The sequence below is a fragment of the Mesorhizobium atlanticum genome, assembly GCF_003289965.1.
GTDB classification, from domain to species: domain Bacteria; phylum Pseudomonadota; class Alphaproteobacteria; order Rhizobiales; family Rhizobiaceae; genus Mesorhizobium; species Mesorhizobium atlanticum.
Map to the genome: position 1 here is coordinate 824,569 of NZ_QMBQ01000002.1, position 22,380 is coordinate 846,948.

Annotated in this window: 19 protein-coding genes and 2 pseudogenes; 18 read left to right on the forward strand and 3 right to left on the reverse strand. The window is 64.5% G+C overall.

Features of this window, described 5'->3' with window-relative positions; translation table 11 throughout:
* Nucleotides 1-49: 49 nt before the first annotated feature.
* The 11 genes and pseudogenes from ssuD to DPM35_RS33095 form a co-directional block, all read left to right on the forward strand.
* Nucleotides 50-1,222, forward strand: a complete 1,173-nt coding sequence (gene ssuD / locus DPM35_RS09035) for an FMNH2-dependent alkanesulfonate monooxygenase (RefSeq protein WP_112126899.1) — start codon at nucleotides 50-52, stop codon at nucleotides 1,220-1,222.
* Complete coding sequence (locus DPM35_RS09040) at nucleotides 1,219-2,643, forward strand: FAD/NAD(P)-binding protein (protein WP_112126900.1); 1,425 nt, start codon at nucleotides 1,219-1,221, stop codon at nucleotides 2,641-2,643. Before ssuD ends, DPM35_RS09040 begins: the two co-directional genes overlap by 4 nt.
* Nucleotides 2,644-2,808: 165 nt before the next feature.
* Nucleotides 2,809-3,912 carry a dimethylsulfone monooxygenase SfnG gene (gene sfnG / locus DPM35_RS09045; protein ID WP_112127126.1) on the forward strand — a complete coding sequence of 368 codons (1,104 nt, stop codon included), beginning with the start codon at nucleotides 2,809-2,811 and terminating at the stop codon, nucleotides 3,910-3,912.
* 114 nt (nucleotides 3,913-4,026) lie between these two features.
* On the forward strand, nucleotides 4,027-4,950 hold the full coding sequence (locus DPM35_RS09050) for an ABC transporter ATP-binding protein (RefSeq protein ID WP_112126901.1): 924 nt from the start codon (nucleotides 4,027-4,029) through the stop codon (nucleotides 4,948-4,950).
* A complete protein-coding gene (locus tag DPM35_RS09055; protein ID WP_181591978.1) occupies nucleotides 4,950-5,846 on the forward strand; it encodes a branched-chain amino acid ABC transporter permease in 897 nt (298 codons plus the stop codon). Before DPM35_RS09050 ends, DPM35_RS09055 begins: the two co-directional genes overlap by 1 nt.
* Nucleotides 5,847-5,848: 2 nt before the next feature.
* Nucleotides 5,849-6,889, forward strand: coding sequence for a branched-chain amino acid ABC transporter permease (locus DPM35_RS09060; protein ID WP_112126903.1), 1,041 nt, complete (start codon nucleotides 5,849-5,851; stop codon nucleotides 6,887-6,889).
* Nucleotides 6,890-6,974: 85 nt separating this feature from the next.
* The gene (locus DPM35_RS09065; protein WP_112126904.1) at nucleotides 6,975-8,315 is read left to right on the forward strand and encodes an ABC transporter substrate-binding protein; all 1,341 of its coding nucleotides are present in this window, start codon (nucleotides 6,975-6,977) and stop codon (nucleotides 8,313-8,315) included.
* Nucleotides 8,316-8,387: 72 nt separating this feature from the next.
* Nucleotides 8,388-9,176: an ABC transporter ATP-binding protein gene (locus tag DPM35_RS09070; protein ID WP_112126905.1), complete on the forward strand. Its 789-nt coding sequence runs from the start codon at nucleotides 8,388-8,390 to the stop codon at nucleotides 9,174-9,176.
* Nucleotides 9,177-9,200: 24 nt separating this feature from the next.
* The gene (locus DPM35_RS09075; protein ID WP_112126906.1) at nucleotides 9,201-10,448 is read left to right on the forward strand and encodes an SfnB family sulfur acquisition oxidoreductase; all 1,248 of its coding nucleotides are present in this window, start codon (nucleotides 9,201-9,203) and stop codon (nucleotides 10,446-10,448) included.
* 106 nt (nucleotides 10,449-10,554) lie between these two features.
* A complete protein-coding gene (msuE, locus tag DPM35_RS09080) occupies nucleotides 10,555-11,115 on the forward strand; it encodes an FMN reductase (RefSeq protein WP_112126907.1) in 561 nt (186 codons plus the stop codon).
* A gap of 17 nt (nucleotides 11,116-11,132) precedes the next feature.
* Nucleotides 11,133-11,315: pseudogene (locus DPM35_RS33095) on the forward strand (SDR family oxidoreductase); the annotation flags it as partial.
* A 264-nt stretch (nucleotides 11,316-11,579) separates the two neighbouring features.
* Here the strand turns inward: DPM35_RS33095 and DPM35_RS33300 are convergent.
* Nucleotides 11,580-11,705 (reverse strand): annotated as a pseudogene (locus tag DPM35_RS33300) (HoxN/HupN/NixA family nickel/cobalt transporter); the annotation flags it as partial.
* 302 nt (nucleotides 11,706-12,007) lie between these two features.
* Here DPM35_RS33300 and DPM35_RS09095 point away from each other — a divergent pair.
* The 3 genes from DPM35_RS09095 (at nucleotide 12,008) to DPM35_RS09105 (ending at nucleotide 14,767) form a co-directional block, all read left to right on the forward strand.
* On the forward strand, nucleotides 12,008-12,991 hold the full coding sequence (locus DPM35_RS09095; protein WP_112126909.1) for an ABC transporter substrate-binding protein: 984 nt from the start codon (nucleotides 12,008-12,010) through the stop codon (nucleotides 12,989-12,991).
* A 91-nt stretch (nucleotides 12,992-13,082) separates the two neighbouring features.
* Nucleotides 13,083-13,886: an ABC transporter permease gene (locus DPM35_RS09100; RefSeq protein ID WP_112126910.1), complete on the forward strand. Its 804-nt coding sequence runs from the start codon at nucleotides 13,083-13,085 to the stop codon at nucleotides 13,884-13,886.
* A 122-nt stretch (nucleotides 13,887-14,008) separates the two neighbouring features.
* Nucleotides 14,009-14,767, forward strand: coding sequence for an ABC transporter ATP-binding protein (locus DPM35_RS09105; protein WP_198419715.1), 759 nt, complete (start codon nucleotides 14,009-14,011; stop codon nucleotides 14,765-14,767).
* An 81-nt stretch (nucleotides 14,768-14,848) separates the two neighbouring features.
* Here the strand turns inward: DPM35_RS09105 and DPM35_RS09110 are convergent, their stop codons facing one another.
* A complete protein-coding gene (locus DPM35_RS09110) occupies nucleotides 14,849-16,468 on the reverse strand; it encodes a GMC family oxidoreductase (protein ID WP_112126912.1) in 1,620 nt (539 codons plus the stop codon).
* Between the two features lie 23 nt (nucleotides 16,469-16,491).
* Entirely contained in the window at nucleotides 16,492-18,123 is a 1,632-nt protein-coding gene (locus DPM35_RS09115) for an amidohydrolase (RefSeq protein ID WP_181591968.1), read from the reverse strand.
* 297 nt (nucleotides 18,124-18,420) lie between these two features.
* Between DPM35_RS09115 and DPM35_RS09120 the strand changes: the two genes are divergently transcribed.
* The 4 genes from DPM35_RS09120 to DPM35_RS09135 are packed head-to-tail and all read left to right on the forward strand — an operon-like array spanning nucleotide 18,421 to nucleotide 22,336.
* Nucleotides 18,421-19,695 carry a flavin-containing monooxygenase gene (locus DPM35_RS09120; protein ID WP_112126914.1) on the forward strand — a complete coding sequence of 425 codons (1,275 nt, stop codon included), beginning with the start codon at nucleotides 18,421-18,423 and terminating at the stop codon, nucleotides 19,693-19,695.
* 35 nt (nucleotides 19,696-19,730) lie between these two features.
* The gene (locus DPM35_RS09125; protein WP_042647582.1) at nucleotides 19,731-20,147 is read left to right on the forward strand and encodes a RidA family protein; all 417 of its coding nucleotides are present in this window, start codon (nucleotides 19,731-19,733) and stop codon (nucleotides 20,145-20,147) included.
* A gap of 5 nt (nucleotides 20,148-20,152) precedes the next feature.
* Nucleotides 20,153-20,824: a DUF1028 domain-containing protein gene (locus DPM35_RS09130; RefSeq protein WP_112126915.1), complete on the forward strand. Its 672-nt coding sequence runs from the start codon at nucleotides 20,153-20,155 to the stop codon at nucleotides 20,822-20,824.
* Between the two features lie 21 nt (nucleotides 20,825-20,845).
* A complete protein-coding gene (locus DPM35_RS09135; RefSeq protein WP_112126916.1) occupies nucleotides 20,846-22,336 on the forward strand; it encodes an aldehyde dehydrogenase in 1,491 nt (496 codons plus the stop codon).
* Nucleotides 22,337-22,380 lie beyond the last annotated feature (44 nt).

A 22,380-nucleotide genomic window follows, 5' to 3' on the forward strand; every position in this document is an offset into this window, starting at 1 on the left:
TGCTTCACGGCCACGTCGAGGCAGTTTGCCGCCATAGGAACAAACAGGCATGGTTCACGAAACCCCCGACCGCATCAAAGTCCTATGGTTCCTGCCGACCCATGGCGACAGCCGCTATCTTGGGACCTCGGAAGGGGGCCGGGCGGTCGACCTGCCTTATCTGACGCAAGTGGCGCAGGCGGCCGACACGCTTGGCTATTACGGCGTGCTCCTGCCGACGGGCAGGTCCTGCGAGGATTCCTGGGTTATCGCATCGGCCCTGGCTCCGCTGACGCAACGGTTGCGTTTCCTGGTGGCGGTGCGGCCCGGCCTGCAGTCGCCGACGCTCGCGGCGCGCATGACGGCAACGCTCGATCGTATCTCGAACGGACGGCTGCTGATCAATGTCGTCACCGGGGGCGACCCGCTTGAGAACAAGGGCGACGGCATCTTCCTGTCGCATGCCGAGCGCTATGAGGTGACGCAGGAATTCCTGCAGGTCTACAAGCGCGTGCTGAGCGGCGAGACGGTCGAGCATCAGGGCAAGCATTTCCGCATCGAGGATGGCCGCCTCCTGTTCCCGCCGGTGCAGACGCCCTATCCACCACTCTATTTCGGCGGGTCTTCCGATGCAGGATCGATCGTGGCGGCGCAGGAGATCGACAAATATCTGACCTGGGGCGAGCCGCCCGCCGATGTCGCGCGCAAGCTCGACGGCGTGCGCGCGCTCGCCGAAAAAGCCGGCCGCAAGCTCTCCTTCGGCATCCGCCTGCACGTCATCGCCCGTGAGACCACCGCGGAAGCCTGGGCCGCCGCCGACAGGCTGATCAGCCGGCTCGATGACGCGACCATCGCCTCGGCGCAGAAGGTGTTTGCCCGCATGGACTCGGTCGGCCAGGCGCGCATGAGCGCGCTGCATGGCGGCGACCGGTCCAAGCTCGAGATCGCGCCGAACCTATGGGCCGGCGTCGGCCTGGTGCGCGGCGGCGCCGGCACGGCGCTGGTCGGCGATCCCGCCACGATCGCCGAGCGCATCGACGAATACAGGCGGCTCGGCATCGATACCTTCATCCTCTCGGGTTACCCGCATCTTGAAGAAGCCTATCGCTTCGGCGAGCTGGTGCTGCCGCATTTGCCGACCGAACATCCGGTCAAGGCGCCCGGCTCGTCCGTCAACACCGGTCCTTTCGGCGAGACGATCGCCGGCGACCATCGCCCGAAATCGCTCGCCAGCGCCTCGTGAACGCGCTGCCGCCCCGGCCGCGAAGCCATGTTGTCATTCTTGGCGGCGGCTTTACCGGCGCAGCCGTGGCTTGGCATCTTGCCCGACAACCGGCGCGCCCCTTGATCAGCGTGATCGAGCCGCGCGCCTTGCTGGGCGGAGGACTGGCCTATTCCAGCGAAGAGCCGTCGCACCGGATCAACGTGCCGGCGGCCCGGATGAGCCTCGCGCCAGATGACGCGGAGCATTTCCTGCGCTGGCTGGGCGCCAGCGGCGAGGTCGAGCGCGACCCGGACGCCGTCTGGCACAATGATGACATCTATCCGAGGCGACATGTGTTCGGCCGCTATGTCGCCGAGCATCTGGAACCCTTCGTCGCGGCCGGCGTGATCGACCATGTCCGGGATAGGGCGATCGGGGTGACACGAGCCGCCGACGGTCGAGGCTGGTCCGTCCAGACGCCTGGGCGGCGGCTGTCGGCCGAGATCGTCGTGGTTGCCATGACCCATCCCTTGCCGGATGTCCCGGCCGCCCTTGCGCCGATCGCGGATGCCGCCGGCTTCATCGCCGATCCCTATGCCGCCGGCGCGCTCGCCGCGATCGATCCCCATGCATCCGTGCTGATCGTCGGCTCGGGGCTGACTTCGGCCGACACGGTGGCGGAGCTCGACCGTCGTGGCCATCGCGGCCGCATCCTGGCGGTGTCTCGCCACGGACTTCGCTCGCGCGGGCATCCCGATGTGCGCGGCGCGCCCTTCGGCGATTTCGTTTCGACGCCGGCGACCACCGCGCTCGCCCTGCTCGAGAACATACGCTCGACCCTGGCGGCGGCAAGCGCCACCGGCGTCAATTGGCAGTCGGTCTTCGACCAGTTGCGGCTGCAGGGCCCCTCGCTGTGGTCGGCTTTCGGCCTCGATGAGCGAACGCGGCTGGTGCGGCGGCTGCGCGCCTTCTGGGACGTGCACCGTTTCAGGATAGCGCCGCAGGTCGAGCGCGTGCTCGACCGCCGGCACGCCGAAGGCACGTTCGAGAACATCGCGGCAAGACCGATGGGGTCGCGCCGCGAAGGAAACGCCCTGATCGTCAGCCTGCGGCGGCGTGGCCGAAGGCAGGCCGAGACCAGGCGTTTCGATGTCGTCATCAACACCACGGGCCCAGCGCATGGAAAGGTTTTGCAAAGCAATCCAGCGCTTCGCTCGCTCGCCGACGCCGGCCTGATCAGGGTGGATCGCCATGGGCTCGGCATCGAAACCGGGCTCGACGGCCGTGCCATCGGTCCGGACGGCCAAGCGCTTGCCGGGCTGTTCATCGCCGGCCCGCTGGCGCGCGGCACGTTCGGGGAACTGATGGGCCTGCCGGAAGTAGCCCGCTATGCGCAGACCGTCGCGTCCGAGATCGGCAGCCAGCTTGGCGCCTTTGCGGCGACCGAAGCGGCTCGTTGAAAACCGGCGGCGAATGCAGCCACGCAAAATTGGTATTTCCGTCCGGGCAGAGCCATCAAAACGGAAAATCCTACTTTGTATATATACTCAGTAGACTAATAATTGGCGACGAAATCCGGCCACGGCCGGATCAATCGTTGGGACAGGCCAAACCGGGAGATCTCCATGCCGCAGAATGATCGCGACGCAGTCAAATTCGCCTATTGGGTGCCGAACGTCTCGGGCGGCCTTGTCATCTCGAACATCGAGCAGAGGACCAACCACTCGGCCGAGTACAACCGCAAGCTGGCGCAGATCGCCGAGCAGGCGGGCTTCGATTATGCGCTCAGCCAGATACGCTTCACGGCCGGCTATGGCGCCGACGAGCAGCATGAGTCGGTATCATTCAGCCACGACCTGCTCGCAGCCACCAAGACGCTGAAGGTGATCGCGGCGATCCTGCCGGGGCCGTGGAACCCGGCGCTGGCGGCGAAGCAGCTCGCCACTATCAGCTATCTCACCAACGGCCGCGTCGCCATCAATCTCGTCTCCGGCTGGTTCCGCGGCGAATTCCACGCCATCGGCGAGCATTGGCTCGACCATGACGAGCGCTACCGGCGGTCGGAAGAATTCATCCGCGCGCTGCGCGGCATCTGGACCGAGGACAGCTTCACCTTCCGTGGCGACTTCTACCGCTTCAACCAGTATTCGCTGAAGCCGAAGCCGCTGAAGCCGTTGCCGGAGATATTCCAGGGCGGCTCGTCGCGCGCCGCGCGCGACATGGCCTCGCGCGTTTCGGACTGGTACTTCACCAATGGCAACACGCCCGCCGAGATCGCCAAGCAGGTCGACGACATCCAGGCAAAGGCCAAAGCCAACAACCACTCGGTCAAGGTCGGCGTCAACGCTTTCGCCATCGTGCGCGAGACCGAGGAAGAGGCAAAAGCGGTGCTGGCCGAAATCATCGCCAAGGCCAATCCCGAGGCCGTCAATGCCTTTGGTCACGAGGTCAAGAATGCCGGCAAGGCTTCGCCGGAAGGCGAGGGCAATTGGGCGAAGTCGTCCTTCGACGATCTGGTGCAGTACAATGACGGTTTCCGCTCGAATCTGATCGGCACGCCGAAACAGGTGGCGGAGCGTATCGTCGACCTCAAGCGTGCCGGCGCCGATCTCATCCTGCTCGGCTTCCTGCATTTCCAGGAAGAGGTCGAGTATTTCGGCAAGCATGTCATCCCGCTCGTGCGCGAGCTGGAAAACGCGGAAGCCGCGGCGGCGCTCGCCGCCGAATAGCAACGCCAGCCGCCGGCCGGAGATCGTCCGGCCAGCCCATGGTCATGAACCGCACGCCCGATCGGGCGCGCGGCCGGGATGCTGCGTGCCTTCACTACAGTTGGGGACGATGGAATGCCGATATCCAACCATGCCTTCGGGACGATCGAGGCTTCGGTCTATGCGCCGGAAATCTTCGCGCAAGGGCTGCCGGCCGCTCAGCGACAGGCTCACGGCGACAGGCCTCGACAGCTTGCCGCGGAAGATGCCGCGCCGCTTCTTGCCCTTGAGGGGATAGGCCTGTCTTTCGGCGGCGTGGTGGCGCTGGCGGATGTCGATCTGTCGGTTCGACCGGGTGAGATACGCGCCATCATCGGCCCGAACGGTGCCGGCAAGAGCTCGTTGATCAATGTCATCAGCGGCGTCTATCGGGCTGATCGCGGCCACGTCCGGCTCTATGGCGCGCGCTATGCCCAAGTCCCGACGCAACGGCTGGCGCATCTCGGCGTCGCCCGCACCTTTCAGAACCTCGCTCTGTTCAAGGGGCTCAGCGTTCTCGACAATGTCGCGTCCGGCCTTGCCTACAGGACAAGATCCAACTTCGCCGGACAGATCCTCGGTGTCGGCCGCACCCGCCGTGAGCAGCAGGAGCAGCGCGGGCGCGCCGACCAGGTTCTCGAATTCCTGCACTTGACCGATGTCCGCGACCGGCTGGCCGGCACGCTGCCCTACGGCCTGCAGAAGCGTGCCGAGCTTGCCCGGGCGCTGGTCGCCGAACCGCGGCTGCTTTTGCTCGACGAGCCCATGGCCGGCATGACGGCGGGCGAGAAGAGCGAGATGGCGGCCTATGTGCGTGCGGCGCGCGACCGCTTCGCCACCACCGTCGTGCTGATCGAGCACGATGTCGGCGTCGTCATGGGCCTGTCGGACCGCATCGCTGTACTCGACTACGGGCGCAAGATCGCCGACGGCACGCCGGACGAGGTCAGGAACGATCAGCGCGTGATCGACGCCTATCTCGGCGTCGCCTCCGACAATGAAGAGGGGGCAGGCATATGATCGGCGACTTCGACTATCAGTTCTTCCTCGAAGTGCTGACCGGCGGCCTTCTCTCCGGCGTCATGTACTCGCTGGTCGCGATCGGCTTCGTGCTGATCTACAAGACCTCCGGCGTGCTCAATTTCGCGCAAGGGGCGCTGCTTCTGTTTGCGGCGCTGACCTTCGTCAGCCTCGTCGAGCGCGGCGTCCCGTTCGCGCTGGCCTTGGCCGTCACCTTCGCCATCATGGTGGCGCTCGGCATCGGCATCGAGCGCACGGTGCTGAGGCCGCTGACCAACAAGCCGCCGATCACGCTGTTCATGGCCACGCTCGGCCTCTCCTATATCATCGAGGGCGCAGCCCAGCTCATCTGGGGCACGCAAGTCCACGGCCTCGAGCTCGGCATCGAGGACGTGCCGCTGGAAGTCGGCGGCGTGCTGATCAGCCAGTTCGACATCTTCGCCGCCGCGGTGGCCGCGGCCATGGTACTGCTCTTGTCGCTGTTCTTCCGCTACACCCGCATCGGCTTGAGCTTCCGCGCCGTGGCCGACGACCAGTTCGCCGCTTTAGCCGTCGGGCTCAGGCTGCCGCTGATCTGGGCCAGCGTATGGGCCGCCGCCGGCCTCGTCGCGCTGGTGGCTGGACTGCTCTGGGGCGCGCGCCTGGGGGTCCAGTTCTCGCTGTCGCTGGTGGTGCTCAAGGCGCTGCCGGTGCTGGTGCTCGGCGGCTTCGATTCCATCCTCGGCGCGATTGTCGGCGGGCTTCTGATCGGCGCCAGCGAGAAGCTCGCCGAAGTCTATATCGGCGACTATTTCGGCGGCGGCATCGAAAGCTGGTTCGCCTACGTCGTGGCACTCGTCTTCCTGCTTGTCCGCCCATCCGGCCTGTTCGGCCAGAAGCTTGTCGAAAGGGTCTGACGATGAGCGCCATCGCCACGCAACTGTCTCCGGCCGCCGCGCTGCCGAAATGGCTGGCGCCGCTGCTCCTCATCGCCTTCGCCTATGTCGTCATCCCGCTGATCGGCAACTCCTACCTGTTCGAGGCGATCCTGCTGCCTTTCCTGGCGCTCAGCCTGGCGGGCGTGGGGCTGAACATCCTCACCGGCTATGCCGGCCAGGTGTCGCTCGGCAGCGCCGCCTTCATGGCGGCCGGCGCTTTCGCCGCCTATAATTTCAACCTGCGTATCGAAGGCCTGCCGCTCGTCGCCAGTATCATCCTTTCCGGCCTCGTGGCTGCCGCGATCGGCATCGTCTTCGGCCTGCCCAGCCTGCGGCTGAAAGGCTTCTATCTGGCGGTCTCGACACTTGCCGCGCAGTTCTTCGTGCAATGGGCGCTGACCAAGTTCAGCTGGTTCTCCAACAACTCGGCGTCAGGCGTCATCGATGCGCCGAAGCTTTCCATCGCGGGCTTCGAGTTCGACGGCGCGGTCGGCCGTTATCTCTTCGCGCTTACCGTCGTCGTCGTCCTCACCTTCCTTGCCCACCGGCTGGTCACCTCGCAGACCGGGCGCAACTTCATCGCCATCCGCGACAACGACACGGCGGCGCGCATCATCGGCATTCCGGTGCTGAAGACGAAGCTGCTCGCCTTCGCCATCTCGTCCTTCATCATCGGCGTCGCCGGCGTCATTTGGGCGTTCGCCTATCTGAGGACCGTGGAGCCGGCGGGCTTCGACCTCGACCGCTCGTTCCAGATCCTGTTCATCATCATCATCGGCGGGCTCGCTTCGATACGCGGCGCTTTCCTGGGTGCAGCGCTTATCGTCGTCTTCCCGCTGGTGCTGTCGCGCCTCGGCGGTTTCCTGCTCGGCGACCTCTTCGATTCCGGCGTGCTCGACATGAGCCAGCGCATCGTGCTCGGCGCGCTCATCATCCTCTTTCTGATCCTGGAACCGGACGGGCTGGTCGCCCTCTGGGACAGGGTCCGGAGACGGCTCACGCTCGCCTGGCAATCGAGCTGAGACCGGTTGGCAGCCGCGCGCTCCAACACTGCAAGCATTCAGAGAATGAACCGGGCAAAAGCCCCATACTGGAGAACCTCGAACCATGACCTTCCTCAGCACAGTCAAGGCGATTGCCATCTCGGCGGCGCTGGCGGTGTCGGTGGCCTTGCCGGCCGCCCATGCCGACGAGCAATATTTCCCGCTGCAGAGCTATCGCGTCGGGCCCTATGCGGCCGGCGGCACCGGCTTCTTCGGCGGCTTCATCGACTATCTCAACCTGATCAACATCCGCGACGGCGGCGTCAACGGCGTCAAGCTGACCTGGGACGAGTGCGAGACCCAGTATGAGGTCGAGCGCGGCGTCGAATGCTACGAGCGTCAGAAGAGCCACGCGGGCGCGGCCGCCTGGAATCCGCTGTCGGTAGGCATCGCCTACGCCATGATCGACCGCATCACCGCCGACAAGGTGCCGCTGATCACGGTCAATCACGGCCGCACCGACTCCACCGACGGGCGGGTCTTCCCTTATGTCTTCCCGCTGCTGCTCAATCCCTACAGCGAGACGTCCGGCATCGTGAACTACATCGCCGCCAAGGAAGGCGGCATCGACAAGCTGAAGGGCAAGAAGATCGTCGTGCTCTATCACGGCTCGCCCTATGGCAAGGAGACGATCCCGATCTATGAATTGCTGGCGCAGAAATACGGCTTCACCGTGCAGCAGATCGAGGTGCCGCACCCCGGCAACGAACAGCAGTCGCAATGGCTGACGATCCGTCGGGCCAAGCCGGACTTCGTTGTGTTGCGCGGCTGGGGCGTGATGAACCCGGTGGCGCTGAAGACGGCGGTGAAGGTCGGCTATCCGGTCGACCACATCATCGGCAATGTCTGGTCGAATTCGGAAGAAGACGTCATCCCGGCCGGCGACGCGGCCAAGGGCTACACCGCCATCACCACGCAGGCTTCCGGCAACACCTATCCGGTGGTGCAGGAGATCGTGAAGACCGTCTACGGCGCCGGCAAGGGCAACCTCGAGGACAAGTCGCGTATCGGTTCGGTCTATCATAACCTCGGCATCGTCAACGGCATCCTCAATGTCGAGGCGATCCGCATCGCGCAGGAGAAGTTCGGCCACCGCACGCTGACCGGCGACGAGGTGCGTTGGGGCTTCGAGCACCTTAAGCTCGACCCTGCCAAGGTCGAGGCGCTCGGCGCCAAGGACCTGTTCCACTCCATCAATGTCAGCTGGGACAACCACGAAGGCGAGGGCTACGTGACCTTCCAGCAGTGGGACGGCAAGAAGTGGAACGTCGTCTCCGACTGGATCGCCCCCGACTGGGCGTTGCTCAGGCCGATCATCGAAAAGTCGGCCGAAGCCTATGCGGCCGAGAAGGGCATCAAGCCGCGCACCGCAGCCGATGCCGAAGCGGTGGCCGCCACCAACTGATCCAACGGACCGGGCGCCGGACTATACTGCGACGCCCGGTCATCCACTTCGCAGACATCAGGGAAGCGCGCGATGCCGGGCAATGACGTCATCCTCGCCGTGGACAATATCCACGCCACCTACAATCACGCCATCACGGCGTTGCACGGCGTCAGCTTCGAGATCAGGCAAGGCGAGATGCTGGCGCTGCTCGGCGCCAACGGCGCCGGCAAGACCACCACGCTGAAAGCTGTCTCCAACCTGCTGCCGGCCGAGCGTGGCCAGATCAACGCAGGCACCATCCGCTACGATGGCCTGGACGTCTCGCGGCGAAAGCCGGGCGACCTGGTGCGCGCCGGGCTCGTCCAGGTGCTGGAAGGCCGCCACTGCTTCAAGAGCCTGAGCGTCGAGGAGAACCTGGTTTCCGGTGGCATCGGCCGCAGCGGCAGCCGCGCCGAGATCAATCGGGATCTGGAACGGGTCTATGCCTATTTCCCCCGCCTGCGGGAAAAGCGCCGGACCTTGTCGGGGCTGACCTCGGGCGGCGAACAGCAGATGACGGCAATCGGCCGGGCGCTGATGTCGCGACCGCGCCTGCTTGTCCTCGATGAACCGTCGATGGGGCTTGCCCCGCTCATCGTCCAGGACATCTTCCAGACGCTTAGAAAGCTGAACCGAGAGGCCGGCCTGTCGATTCTGGTCGCCGAGCAGAATTCGGCGGTCGCGCTTGGCTATGCCGACCATGCGACGGTGCTCGAGAACGGGGTCTCGGTTCTCTCCGGCGCCGCCGCCAGCCTGCGCCAGCGCGAGGATGTGCGCGCCTTCTATCTCGGACAACAGCCTTCGCCCGCCCAACCAACCCATCTCCACGCCGTCGTGTGAACCGAAATCCCAAGGAGCCATGAAATGACTGTGTCAAACGTCAAGACCGACAAAGCAGCGGCCGCCGTTCCACCGGTGCCGCGTCCGGCTACCGCCGCGCATATCATAAAGGACGACGCCGAAGCGATCGCGGTCGCGCATCGCCTTGCGGCCGAGTTTGTCAAGGATTCCTCCAAGCGCGATCGCGAGCGGATCTGGCCGGTGGCCGAGCTCGACCAGTTCTCGCAGAGCGGTCTGTGGTCGATCAATGTGCCGAAGGCGTTCGGCGGCCCCGAAGTGTCCTATGCGACCCTGGCCAAGGTGGTCGAGATCATCTCCGCGGCCGATTCCTCGATCGGCCAGATCGCACAGAACCACCTCGGTGTCGTCGCGGCCATCCGCACCGTCTCCGACAAAGACCAGCAGGCGCTGCTGTTCGCCGAAGTGCTGAAGGGGACGCGGTTCGGCAACGCCTTTTCCGAATTCGGCTCCAAGCGCGCCGCCGATTTCGAGACCAAGTTCACCGACGCCGGCGACCATGTCATCGTCAACGGCCAGAAATTCTATTCCTCCGGCGCGCTGCTTGCCCATCTGGTGCCGATCGTGGCGCTCGACGACGAGGGCCGCGCCTGGTACGCGATCGCCGATCGTGGCGCGCCGGGACTGACGGTGATCGACGACTGGTCGAGCTTCGGCCAGCGCACGACGCTGTCGGGCACCGTCATCATCGACAACGTCAAGGTGCCGAAGACGCATCTCGTTCCGGGCTACAAGGGTTACGACAAGCCGACCGCAGACGGCGCCATCTTCCAGATTATCCAGGTGGCGGTGGACACCGGCATAGCACAGGCGGCGATCGACGAGACGGTCAACTTCGTCAGGACCAGGAGCCGCGCCTGGATCGACAGCGGCGTCGACAATGCCTGGGACGATCCCTACACGATCCAGGCCATCGGCGACCTGACGCTCCGGCTGCATGCGGCCCAGGCGCTGCTGGAAAAGGCCGGCCACGCCATCGACCGCGCAGTCGCCGAGCCGACAGCCGAGAGCGTCGCGCATGCGCAGATCGTCACTGCGGAAGCGAAGATCCTGTCGACCGAGATCGCGATCGCGGCGACCAACAAGCTGTTCGAACTGGCGGGCACGCGCTCGACGCTCGCCGAGCACAATCTCGACCGCCACTGGCGCAATGCGCGCACCCACACGCTGCACGATCCGGTGCGCTGGAAATATTCGATCCTCGGCAAGTATTTCCTCAACGGCGAGAACCCGCCGTTGCACGCCTGGAGCTGATCGCGCCGGCCCGCCGAGGCCGGCAGGCCTCGGCCACGCTTTCGCCAAGCGGCGGCCGGCAGGGCCGCCCAAATGTCAATCCGGAGCACCCTTGGAGGTCCGTTCCATGTCCAGCCCAGCAATCGTCGGCTTTTCTGGCAACATCACCCGACCGTCAAAGACGCGCAGCTTCGTCGATCTCGTCGTCCAGGACATCGCCACGCGCCATGGCCTGACGGGGCACACCTATGACATCGACGATGTCGGCCCGTCGCTAGGCGCAGCCAAATGGTCGCGCGATCTCGATGACCGGGGGCAGGCGATCCTGACGCAGGTCATTGCAGCCGACGTGCTCGTGGTCGGCTCGCCGACCTACAAAGGCAGCTATACCGGGCTGTTCAAGCATTTCTTCGACCTGATCGATCCGTCGGCGCTGAGGGGCAAGCCCGTGCTGCTGACCGCGACCGGAGGCGGTGAGCGACATGCCCTGGTCGTGGAGCACCAACTGCGGCCGCTGTTCGGCTTCTTCGAAGCCTTCACGCTGCCGACGGCTGTCTATGCCACCGATAAGGATTTTACTGATGGCGTGCTCCGGTCCGATCTTATCCTGAAGCGGGCGGCGCAGGCCGTCGATGGGATCGCCGTTCTGCTTGCCGATAAATCGGGTGCCAGGGTGGCCGCCGAATAGTCATACGGCGGTGCCGCAGCGATGGCGTCAAGGCGAGCCGGCACAACGAGGCGTTCGGCTTCGTCGAGATGCTGCAGGCGGTGAAGGGCAAGGGCCAGCCCGAGCATATCGCCGACGTCGTATCGTTCCTGGCGAGCGAGGACGCTCGCTGGATCACCGGCCAGACGCTGAATGTCGACGCCGGGATGGTCAGGCACTAAAGCAATTCCAGGAAAAGTGTGAGCGGTTTTCCGTCCGGAATTGCGCAAAAACAAGTAGCTAGTGCGTCTCACCGTTTCCGTGAAACGGTGAGACGCACTAGCCGCCGAGACCGAAAATTTCCGACGACGACGTAGCTGAAGTTGCTCAGGCTGCCTTTGAGGCAGCCAACGACATTCCGCCTTGCAGCTGAGTTTGTCTCTGATCAGGAATACGGCGACATCCGCCGAAGCGGCGGTGATCCTCATGTTGCACCCCAGCTTGCGCGCAGGGTTGACGAATGCCCAGCCGCAGGCGCGGGCCATCATCACGCTGTCCGGGATGTCCTTGAGCGATATGCCGGCCGCCGTTTGCGCGGCGGAAATGCCGAGCAGACCGATCCCTGTCGCCATTTTGCGTCTTCAGGGCGGCACCGGCCGCGGTCGTTGGATATCCGCCGGAACCGCAATCGCCTGGCGCCGTCAATTCGAGTTCATCGGCAAGGAAAGGGCTGCTGCTTCGGTTTCGGCGAAGCAAAGGACAGAAAAAGACTTCTTTTGGCGAACCCGGTCCGGATGCTTTTTTGCGGGACCTAGAACACGCTAGGCCCGCCTGGGAGGCGACGCATAACAAGAGAGCGGCTGCGAAACACCGCCTGGCTTAGGCCACTTGAATGGGCCGATGCCAGCAGCAACAGCCATGGGGAACCACGACAATGAAGACATTCCGAAATTGCCTGATGACCGCGGTCAGCGCGGGCCTGCTGGGCTTGGGGCTTGCCGCTCCTGCCGACGCCGGCGCCATTCGCCTCGGCATGACCACCTGGGTGGGCTACGGGCCGCTGTTTCTTGCCCGCGACCTCGGCTACTTCAAGGAGGCCGGCGTCGATGTCGATCTGAAAGTGATCGAAGAATCGGCGCTCTATATGGCGGCGGTCGCCGGCGGCGATCTCGATGGCGCGGCATCCACAGTCGACGAACTGATGAAGTACCGCTCCGACGACCTCTGCTTCAAATATGTCGTGGCGCTTGACGACAGCCACGGCGGCGACGGCGTCGTCACGCAGGCCGACGTCAAGTCGCTCAAGGATTTGAAGGGCCAGCCCGTCGCCCTGAACGAGGGCTCCGTTTCCGAATTCTGGTTCAACGTGCTCCTGAAAAAGGAAGGCATGACAGAGGACGATGTCAGCGTCACCAACATGACCGCCGACGATGCCGCGACGGCCTTCATCGCCGGCCAGGTTCCGGCCGCCGTGACCTGGGAGCCGCACCTGACCGAAGTCCGCAAGGGCGGCAAGGGCAAGGTGCTGATCGACTCCACGACGACGCCTGGCCTGATCGTCGACGTGATCGCGCTCAAATGCGACCTGATCGAGAAGCATCCCGAAGATGTGAAGGCTTTGATCAAGGCCTATTACAAGGCGGTCGAATACATCAAGACCAATCCGGAAAAGGCCTACGAGGTCATGGCCAAGGGCATCGGCGGCTATCTCGAGAAGCCCGAGGATTTTGCGGCCGGCGCCCAGGGCGTGCGCTACTACGACCGCGCCCGCAACCTGGAATTCTTCGGCACGCCGGAAAAGAGCGAGGCGTCCGACCTGGTGAACTTCGCCCAGGACATCTGGGGCAAGGCCGGCAAGCTCAAGATGACGATCGACGCGAAGACCATCCTCGACACCGATTTCATCAAGGAACAGTGAGCCTTCGAAACTGACAGGGTCGGTCCCCTCGGGGCCGGCCCTGTTTTCTCGAAAGCCAGAGTTTCGCGCTTAAATCAACGGAGGCCATCCTATGGCACAGAGGCGGACGGCGTGGACACGCCTGACGACCCCCTTCGCCAACATTCCCGCCACCACCGCAACCACGCTCGCACTAGCGATGTGGATAGCCGTGATCGGCGGATGGGCCCTTCTGTCCTACGGGCGCGTCGTGCCGAACATGTTCCTGCCGACGCCCGGAACCGTGCTGCAAACTGCCTATCGCATGTCGCTCGACGGCAGTCTTTTCTATCACACTTTCACCAGCGCAAAGGTGGTGATCCTCGGCTTCATCGTATCCTCGCTGATCGCGGTGCCGCTGGGGCTGTGGATGGGCACCTACCGGGCGGTGCAGGCGCCGCTCGAGCCGCTGGTCAACTTCATCCGCTACCTGCCGGTGACCTCCTTCGTGCCGCTGTTCATCCTGTGGATCGGCATCGGTATCGAGCAGCGTATCGCGGTCATCTTCTTCGGCACCTTCTTCCAGCAGCTGGTGATGATCTCCGACTGCGCGCGCAGCGTCTCGCGGGACCTGGTCAACGCCTCCTATACTTTGGGCACCAAACGCTCGGAAGCGGTGTGGCACGTCATTTTCCCAGCCGCGCTTCCGGCGATCCTCGACACGCTTCGCGTCACCATGGGCTGGGCCTGGACATACCTCGTCGTGGCCGAACTCGTGGCGGCTTCGAGCGGCCTCGGCTATATCAGCCTCAAGGCGATGCGCGGCTTCCAGGTCGATGTGATCTTCATGGCGATCGCGGCGATCGGGCTTCTGGGCCTCATCACCGACACGGCATTCCGCATTCTGAGGGCAAGGGTCGCGCCATGGGCACCTTGATCATGAACGCATCCTCGCAAACCGCAGCCGGATCAAGGGTAGTGATGACCGAAACCATCAAGGCGAACAATCCGGACGGCATTGCCCATGCAGCCGGCGACCAGCGTTCGGCGGGCACCACGATGGCCATCGAGGACGTGACATTGCGCTATGGCGACGCCAACGGCGTGCTGGCGCTGGACGATGTGTCGCTGAAGGTCGCCAAGAACGAATTCTGCGTCATCGTCGGCCCTTCGGGGTGCGGCAAATCCAGCCTGCTCTATCTCGCGGCCGGTCTCAACGACGCGACCTCCGGCAGCATCAGGGTGGACGGCAGGGAAGTGATCGAACCGGGTCCCGACAGGGGCATGGTGTTCCAGAGCTACACCTTGTTTCCCTGGCTCACGGTGCGCGCCAACATCGAATATGGACCCAAGCGCAAGGGCCTGCCGGCGGAACAGCGCAAGCAGATCGTCGACCAGTATCTCGACGAGGTCGGCCTCGCGCCCTTCGCGGATCACTATCCCGCGCAGCTTTCCGGCGGCATGAAGCAGCGCGTGGCGATCGCGCGCGCCCTTGCCAACGATCCGGCCGTGCTGCTGATGGACGAGCCGTTCGGCGCGCTCGACAGCCAGACGCGCGGCACCATGCAGAAGCTGCTGCTGCGTGTCTGGGAGCGGCAGCAGAAGACGGTGCTTTTCGTCACTCACGACATCGACGAGGCGCTGGTGCTGGGCGATCGCGTCCTGGTGATGACGGCGCGACCCGGCAAGATCAAGGCCGAGATCAAGGTCGACATCCCGCGGCCGCGCTCGATGGACGTGATCCTCGAACCCGACTTCATCGCGCTCAAGCGCCGCATCCTCGGCCTCCTGCACGACGAGATCGACGAGGATCACTGAGAGCGACCTCAAGGAAACAGTTGAGGGCAGTTCGGCGGGCAAAACGTTGAACTGCCCTCAACGTTTGAAAGCGGAGGATACCTACCTTTGGCCGTTGCGCGCCGAGTCAAGGATCATCTCGGAAGCTTTCTGCCCGATCATCATGCTTGGCGCATTGGTGTTGCCGCCGATCAGCTTCGGCATGACCGAAGCATCCGCGACGCGAAGCCCTTCGACGCCCCGCACCTTCAGCGTTGCCGGATCGACGACGGCCATGTCGTCCGTTCCCATCTTGCAGGTCCCGACCGGGTGATAGACGGTCAGCGCCTCGGCGCGCAGATAGGCGAGGATCTCGTCGTCGCTGCGGACATCCTTGCCCGGAAGCATCTCCTTGCCTCGTATCGCGTCGAATTCGGATGAGGCAAAAATCCGGCGCGCGATCTTGATGCCTTCGACCAGCACCATGGCGTCGTCTTCATGCGTGAAGAAACGGTGGTCGATCAGAACATCCCGGCGAGCACTGTTCCGCGACAGCTTGATCTCGCCTGCGCTTTTCGGCCTGAGCACGCATGTGTGAATGGCATAGCCATGGCCGTATTCGATCAGCCTGCCGCGATGGCTGCGATAGCCCGGCACGAAGTGGAACTGGATGTCGGGAAGCCCGTTCGCGTGCCTGGTCTTGGCGAAGCCGCCGGCCTCGACATAGTTGGTGGTGAGCATGCCCCTGCGGCGCGCGAAATACTGGAAGGGCGCGGCGGCGATGCGCGGCAGATTGGCAAGCGACAGGCCGAGCGTCCTGGTGCTTTTGGAGCGCACGGTGATCATGCCGTCGACATGGTCCTGCAGGTTCTTGCCGACGCCCGGCAGGTCGAGGACCGGCGCGATGCCGATCGCTTGGAGTTCCGCAGCGGGACCGATCCCCGAGGCCATCAGGATCCTGGGCGAGTTGATGGCGCCGGCCGACAGCACGATCTCGCGGCTGGCCGAGAGTGTCTTTTGTCGGCCGTCATGCAGCACGCGCAGCCCCGTGGCGCGCCCGTCGGCGATGACAAGATCGATCACCTCGCATTGGCTGAGCAGCGTCAGGTTCCTGCGATGAAGCACCGGACGCATGAAGGCGCTGAAGCTGCTGAAGCGCTGCCCGCGATCCTGCGTGACGTTGTAGATGCCGAGGCCGAACTGGCTCTCGGCATTGAAGTCGGTATTGGCGGGCAGGCCGGCGTTTTTCCCGGCCTTGACGAACATGCTTGAAAGCACGTTCGGATCGCGCGGATTGTCGACCAGCAGCTCACCGTCGGCACCATGATAGCGCGGATCCTGGGCAAGCAGATTGCGCTCCAGTTTCCTGAACACCGGCAGCACGTCACTATAGGCCCAGCCGGCGCAGCCGAGCTCTGCCCACTCGTCATAGTCCTCGGCCGCGCCGCGAATATAGACCATCGAGTTGATCGAGCTCGAGCCGCCCAGCGCCTTGCCGCGGTTGACCGGAATCCTGCGGTTGTTGAGCTGCGGTTGCGGCACGCCGACGAAACAATAGTCGTAGTTCGGATTGCCATAGAGCGACAGGATGCCGGCCGGCACCTTGACCCGCAGGCTGTCGTCACTGCCGCCGGCCTCGATCAGGCACACTTTCACCGATGGATCGGCGCTCAGCCGATTGGCGACCACGCAACCGGCCGAACCCGCGCCGACGACGATGTAATCATATACCGGCGCTTCCATGCCAACCCCCAAAAGACGCGATGCTAGATCGCGGGCTCTTCCCAAACCGACTGTCCGCCGACCACTGTTTTCAGCACCTTGATATCCGCGATCTTGTCCGGCTCGACCTGCAGCGGATCGTCGGAAAGGACGATGAAGTCGGCGAGCTTCCCCGCCGCCAGGCTGCCCTCATCGTTTTCACGGTGGCCAGCAAAGGCTGCGCCCAGCGTATAGGCATGGAGCGCCTGCGCGACGCTGATCCTCTGCCGCGGGACCCAGCCGTCTTTCGGCTGGTGGTCCCGGCTTTGGCGCAGCACCGCATTGCGTATGCCGATGAGCGGATTGAGATCGACGATTGGCCAATCGGTTCCGAACGCGACGGGGCCGCCGGCTTCCAGGATGGAGCGGACGGGAAAGGCTCGCGGCAAGGATTCGGAGCCGACCCGCACTTCCCAAAGCCCTTCCATTCCAAGCCATTGGTCGCGTGGGTAGATCATGGCGGGCTGGAAGCTCGCTATCGCTCCTATCTCGCCAAAACGCTCGATGTCGCGCGAGGTGGGTATTTCGCAATGCTCCACCCGCGGCCGGCGCTGCCGCGAGCGGTCTCCATCCGCGGCATAGGCGTCAAGGGCCATTTCGATGGCGCCCGTGCCGATTGCGTGCGTCCAGACCTGAAAGCCTTCCTGCTGGGCACGGCTGACGGCCGCGTCGTAGGCCGACGCCTTCCACAGGCAGGTTCCGGTTTCGCGCGGCTTGTCGGCGTAGCCCTGGGGCATGAAGCCGGTGTGGGATTCCAGGACGCCATCCAGGAAGAACTTGATGACGCGCCCGTCGAGAAAATCGGGGTCGAGGTCGTTCCGCCACCCGGAGACGCGCGCAATCACCTCGTCGAGGTTCGAACCCGGATTGACGATGCTCGAAAGCGTGAAGCGCAGGCTGAGCTCGCCATTCGCGAATATCTCAGCCAGCAAGGGGACCGCTTCGTCATCCATCCCGGCGCTTTGAACCCGCGACAATCCGAGGCGGTTGGCTTCCCTGATGGCGCGGAGTAGTGCTGCTCGCAAATCCGACGTCGAGGGCTGAGGGACCAGTTCTTCGAGCCCGGACCAAGCTTTCTCCTTCAGCCATCCGGTCGGCTCGCCGCTCGCGTCCCTGACGATCTCGCCGCCTTCGGGGTCGGGCGTGTCCCGGGTGATGCCGGCAAGGTCCAGCGCCTTGCTGTTCACCCAGGCCGCATGCGCCATGCCGGAGCGGAAGAAGACGGGGCGATCGGCCACAACCTGATCGAGAAGCGATTTGTGGAAGCCGCCTTCCGGAAGATCGGGATAGCCGTAGCTGAACTCGCTGCCCACGATCCACGCCCGGTCGGGATGCGCTTGCGCATAGGCCTTCAAGCGGGCGAGGACTTCGCCGAAGGTCTTTGCTTCACGCAAGCGAACTTCATCGAGATATTTGCTTCCCCAGGCAAAATGGAGGTGGGAATCGATGAAGGCCGGCATCGCGAACCGGCCTTGAAGATCGACGATTTCGGCATCCGATGAGGCCTGCAATCTGACGGATGACCAGGGGCCGACGGCGGCGATCCGGTCGCCTCGAACAAGCATCGCCTCGGCGCGAGGGTTCGCCGCATCGACCGTATAGAGCGCGCCGTTTGCGTAAAGGGTCTCTCTCGCCATTTGACTTTCTGCGGTCGTCGCTCTCATGCGGGTGATGAGGGCAAGGAACCATCAAATCCCGGGCGGAAGAATAACTTTTTCCGGTAGCTGTGCTTAGGGTTTGCCTAAGCCTGCTCGATGTTCGCAGGTGGTGCCATCGGCTTGTCGTGGGACTCCGCTCCGCGATCCCGTCTCAGCGTTTAGGGATAAGCTAAGCACTGACACATGAAATCATAATTTTCGCTCCTGCGGCCCGTCACTAAAAGCAAACCGGACCTTCATCGCAGCGGCGAAAGCCCCATCGGAAGAGACGTGGATATGTCGGTTGAGAAGATAGACACGCTCGTCGTCGGCGGCGGCCAGGCCGGGGTGGCCATGAGCGAGCACCTAAGCAAATGCGGGGTGCCCCATCTCGTCCTCGAGCGCGGCCGGATCGCCGAGCGCTGGCGCTCGCAGCGATGGGACTCCCTGGTCGCCAACGGTCCGGCCTGGCATGACCGTTTCCCGGGCATGGAGTTTCCCGTGACGGGTTCCGACGGCTTTCCCTCGAAGGAGGAGGTCGCCGACTATTTCGTCGCCTATGCAAAGCAGATCAACGCGCCGATCCGCTGCGGCGTCGAGGTCAAGCTCGTGCAGAGGAATGTCGGCCGTCCGGGATTTCGCGTCGAGACGTCGGATGGCGTGATCGAGGCCAACAGTGTCGTCGCCGCGACCGGACCTTTCCAGGTCCCCGTCATCCCCTCTCTCGTTCCTGCTGATGCCGGCCTCCTGCAAATCCACTCCAGCGCGTACCGCAATCCGGCGCAATTGCCAAAGGGCGCGGTGCTGGTGGTCGGAGCGGGATCTTCGGGCGTGCAAATTGCCGATGAGCTCCAGCGCGCCGGAAGGCGCGTTTATCTCTCGGTCGGCCCACATGATCGTCCGCCGCGTTCCTATCGCGGGCGCGACTTCTGCTGGTGGCTCGGCGTTCTCGGCAAATGGGACCTCGAAACACCAGGGCCCGGCACGGAACATGTCACGATCGCTGTAAGCGGCGCGCGCGGCGGCGAGACGATCGATTTCCGTCGCCTGGCCGCGCAGGGGCTTACGCTGGTCGGTATGGCGAAGGCGTACCAGGATGGCGTATTGAGTTTCGCGCCGGATCTTGCAAAGAACATTGCCCGAGGCGACGCCAATTTGATGTCGCTGCTGGACGAAGCCGACGCCTATGTCGTGCGCAACGGCCTCGACCTTCCGGAAGAACCCGCTCTCCGCAAGATCGACCCCGATCCGGACTGCGTGACCAATCCGATCCTCAATCTCGATCTTGCCGGAGCCGGCGTGACGACGATCATCTGGGCGACGGGCTTCGCCGTTGACTATAGCTGGCTGAAGGTCGATGCCTTCGACGAGAAGGGCCGGCCAAGGCATCAGCGCGGCGTCTCGACCGAGCCGGGGATCTATTTCCTGGGACTGCCTTGGCAGTCGCGCAGGGGGTCGAGCTTCATCTGGGGCGTCTGGCACGATGCCAAGCATGTGGCGGACCGTATTTCGACGCAGCGCAAATATCTGGCCTACCACGCCGCCGCGAAGCGCGAGCCCGTGGACGCCTGACCCAAGCTGCGAGCCCGACCCTCATGGAGACCAAGATGGCGCATACGCGAATCCGCAAATTCAACACCAAGGAAACCTATCCCGAGCAGAAGCTCGACAATGATCTCTGCCAGGCCGTCGTCACGCGCGGCGGCCGCACCGTCTATCTGCGCGGCCAGTGCCCGCAGGATCTCGACACGGCAAAGAACATCGACAGCCACGATCCGGCCGAGCAGACGCATAAGGTCATGCAGAACATCAGGCAGCTCATCGAGGAGTGCGGCGGCACGATGGAGCATCTGGTGAAGGTGGTGGTCTACATCACCGACGTCCGCCACCGCGAGGCGGTCTATCGGACGATGGGCGAGTACATCAAGGGCGTGCATCCGGTTTCGACCGGGCTGGTGGTGTCGGCGCTGGCGCGGCCGGAATGGCTGGTCGAAATCGACGGCACCGCCGTCATTCCGGACTGAGCGTCATGACCTTTTCCATCGTCGCGCGCTGCCGGCGCACGGGCATGTTCGGGGTGGCGGTGTCCTCGTCGTCCCCCGCGGTCGCGGCACGCTGCGCCTATGCGCAGGCCGGCGTCGGCGCGGTCGCCAGTCAGAACGTCACCGACCCGACGCTCGGGGTCCGGGCGCTGGAGCTGATGGCGCGCGGCGCCTCCGCCACCGAGGCCGTCGCGATCATCAAGCGCACAGCCTTCAGTGAATACCGTCAGGTGCTGGCGGTCGACACGGCCGGCGGCAGCGCAATCCATTCTGGACCGAAGGCGCTCGGCATCTGGGCCGAGGCGCGCGGCGAGGACGTCGCCTGCGGCGGCAACCTGCTCGCAAATGGCGGCATTCCGCAAGCCATGGTCGATGCCTTTCTCGCGTCCGAGGGCGACCTCGGCGACCGGCTGATCTTCACAATGCGCGCCGCGCTCAAAGCCGGCGGCGAAGGGGGGCCTGTCCACTCCGCGGGCATGAAGCTGGTGCGCGATGTCTCGTGGCCGGTCGCCGACCTGCGCTGCGACTGGACCGAGGATTGCCCGATCGAGCAGCTGGCTGCGCTGTGGGACATCTACAAGCCCCAGCTCGATGCCTATGTCACCCGCGCCCTCAACCCGTCCGACGCGCCGAGCTACGGCGTGCCCGGTGACGAGTAATACCGGCAGTCTGGAGCCAGCATGAGCGAACTCAGTCATAAGGACTGGATCGGCAAGGCGTCCGCGATCCGTTTCCGCGACAAGGCGTTCATCGACGGCAAGGCAGTACCGGCGCGCTCCGGGCGGACTTTCGCCAGCATCAATCCAGCCACGGGAGCGACGCTTGCCGAGGTTGCCTCCTGCGGGGAAGAGGACATCGATCTTGCGGTTGCCGCAGCCCGGCGCAGCTTCGAGGCTGGCGTCTGGTCGCGAGCGGCCCCCGCGCATCGCAAGCAGGTGCTGCTGCGGCTGGCGGAGCTGCTGCGCGAGAACCTGCCGGAACTTGCGCTGCTGGAATCGCTCGATATGGGCAAGCTGGTCAAGGACGCGGCCACCATCGACGTGCCGGGCTCGGCGGCGATCTTCCAGTGGTATGCCGAGGCGATCGACAAGGTCTATGACGAGGTGGCGCCGACCGGGCAGGGCGATCTCGCTCTGGTGCGGCGCGAGCCGCTTGGCGTGGTGGGCGCCGTGGTGCCGTGGAATTTCCCGCTCGACATGGCGACCTGGAAATGCGCGCCCGCGCTGGCGGCCGGCAATTCGGTGGTGCTGAAGCCGGCCGAGCAATCGCCTTTCTCGGCGCTCAGGCTGGCAGAGCTCGCCATGGAAGCGGGCCTGCCCGCCGGCGTGCTCAACGTCGTGCCAGGTCTCGGCGAGACCGCCGGCCAGGCGCTTGGCCGGCATATGGATGTCGATTGCCTTGCCTTCACCGGGTCGACCGCCGTCGGCAAGATGTTCCTGCAATATTCCGGCCAGTCGAACATGAAACAGGTCTGGCTGGAGACCGGGGGAAAAAGCCCCAATCTGGTGTTCGCGGATTGCGCCGATCTCGATGCGGCCGCCGATATGGCCGCCTTCGGCATCTTCTTCAACCAGGGGCAGGTCTGCTCCGCCAATTCCCGGCTGCTGGTGGAGCGCGGCATCAAGGACGCGCTGGTGGAGAAACTGGCGGAGCGCGCGGCGGCGTCGCAGCCGGGCGACCCCCTCGACCCTCAATCCAGGATGGGCGCGATGGTGGATGCGCGGCACGCCGCGACCGTGATGCGCTTCATCGATGGCGGCAGGAAGTCGGCCCGGCTTGTGACCGGCGGCGACCGGGTCGCCGTCGATGGACGCGGCAGCTTCGTGCAGCCCACCATCTTCGACAATGTTTCGCCCGACGATCCGCTCGCCCGCGACGAGATTTTCGGCCCGGTCCTGTCGGTGATCGCCTTCGATAGCGAAGAGGAGGCGGTGCGGATTGCCAATGACAGCGTCTACGGCCTTGCGGCTTCGCTGTGGACCGACAGCCTGTCGCGGGCGCACCGCATAGCGGAACGACTGCGCGTGGGCACGGTCTCGGTGAACACCGTCGATGCGTTGAGCCCGATGACACCCTTCGGCGGCTTCAAGCAGTCCGGCTTCGGCCGCGACCTGTCGTTGCACGCGCTCGACAAATACACGGCGCTCAAGACCACCTGGATCAAGTACTGAGGAGCGGCCCCGACTTGATTGCAGCGACCAAACGGGCATCATAG

Coding starts and splice junctions, on each gene's coding strand:
- DPM35_RS09130 (WP_112126915.1), top strand. CDS start 20,153: ATGACCTTTTCCATCGTCGCGCGCTGCCGGCGCACGGGCATGTTCGGG.
- ssuD (WP_112126899.1), top strand. CDS start 50: ATGGTTCACGAAACCCCCGACCGCATCAAAGTCCTATGGTTCCTGCCG.
- DPM35_RS09135 (WP_112126916.1), top strand. CDS start 20,846: ATGAGCGAACTCAGTCATAAGGACTGGATCGGCAAGGCGTCCGCGATC.
- DPM35_RS09115 (WP_181591968.1), bottom strand. CDS start 18,123: ATGGCGAGAGAGACCCTTTACGCAAACGGCGCGCTCTATACGGTCGAT.
- DPM35_RS09120 (WP_112126914.1), top strand. CDS start 18,421: ATGTCGGTTGAGAAGATAGACACGCTCGTCGTCGGCGGCGGCCAGGCC.
- DPM35_RS09125 (WP_042647582.1), top strand. CDS start 19,731: ATGGCGCATACGCGAATCCGCAAATTCAACACCAAGGAAACCTATCCC.
- DPM35_RS09070 (WP_112126905.1), top strand. CDS start 8,388: ATGCCGGGCAATGACGTCATCCTCGCCGTGGACAATATCCACGCCACC.
- DPM35_RS09065 (WP_112126904.1), top strand. CDS start 6,975: ATGACCTTCCTCAGCACAGTCAAGGCGATTGCCATCTCGGCGGCGCTG.
- msuE (WP_112126907.1), top strand. CDS start 10,555: ATGTCCAGCCCAGCAATCGTCGGCTTTTCTGGCAACATCACCCGACCG.
- DPM35_RS09095 (WP_112126909.1), top strand. CDS start 12,008: ATGAAGACATTCCGAAATTGCCTGATGACCGCGGTCAGCGCGGGCCTG.
- DPM35_RS09075 (WP_112126906.1), top strand. CDS start 9,201: ATGACTGTGTCAAACGTCAAGACCGACAAAGCAGCGGCCGCCGTTCCA.
- DPM35_RS09105 (WP_198419715.1), top strand. CDS start 14,009: ATGGCCATCGAGGACGTGACATTGCGCTATGGCGACGCCAACGGCGTG.
- sfnG (WP_112127126.1), top strand. CDS start 2,809: ATGCCGCAGAATGATCGCGACGCAGTCAAATTCGCCTATTGGGTGCCG.
- DPM35_RS09100 (WP_112126910.1), top strand. CDS start 13,083: ATGGCACAGAGGCGGACGGCGTGGACACGCCTGACGACCCCCTTCGCC.
- DPM35_RS09050 (WP_112126901.1), top strand. CDS start 4,027: ATGCCGATATCCAACCATGCCTTCGGGACGATCGAGGCTTCGGTCTAT.
- DPM35_RS09060 (WP_112126903.1), top strand. CDS start 5,849: ATGAGCGCCATCGCCACGCAACTGTCTCCGGCCGCCGCGCTGCCGAAA.
- DPM35_RS09110 (WP_112126912.1), bottom strand. CDS start 16,468: ATGGAAGCGCCGGTATATGATTACATCGTCGTCGGCGCGGGTTCGGCC.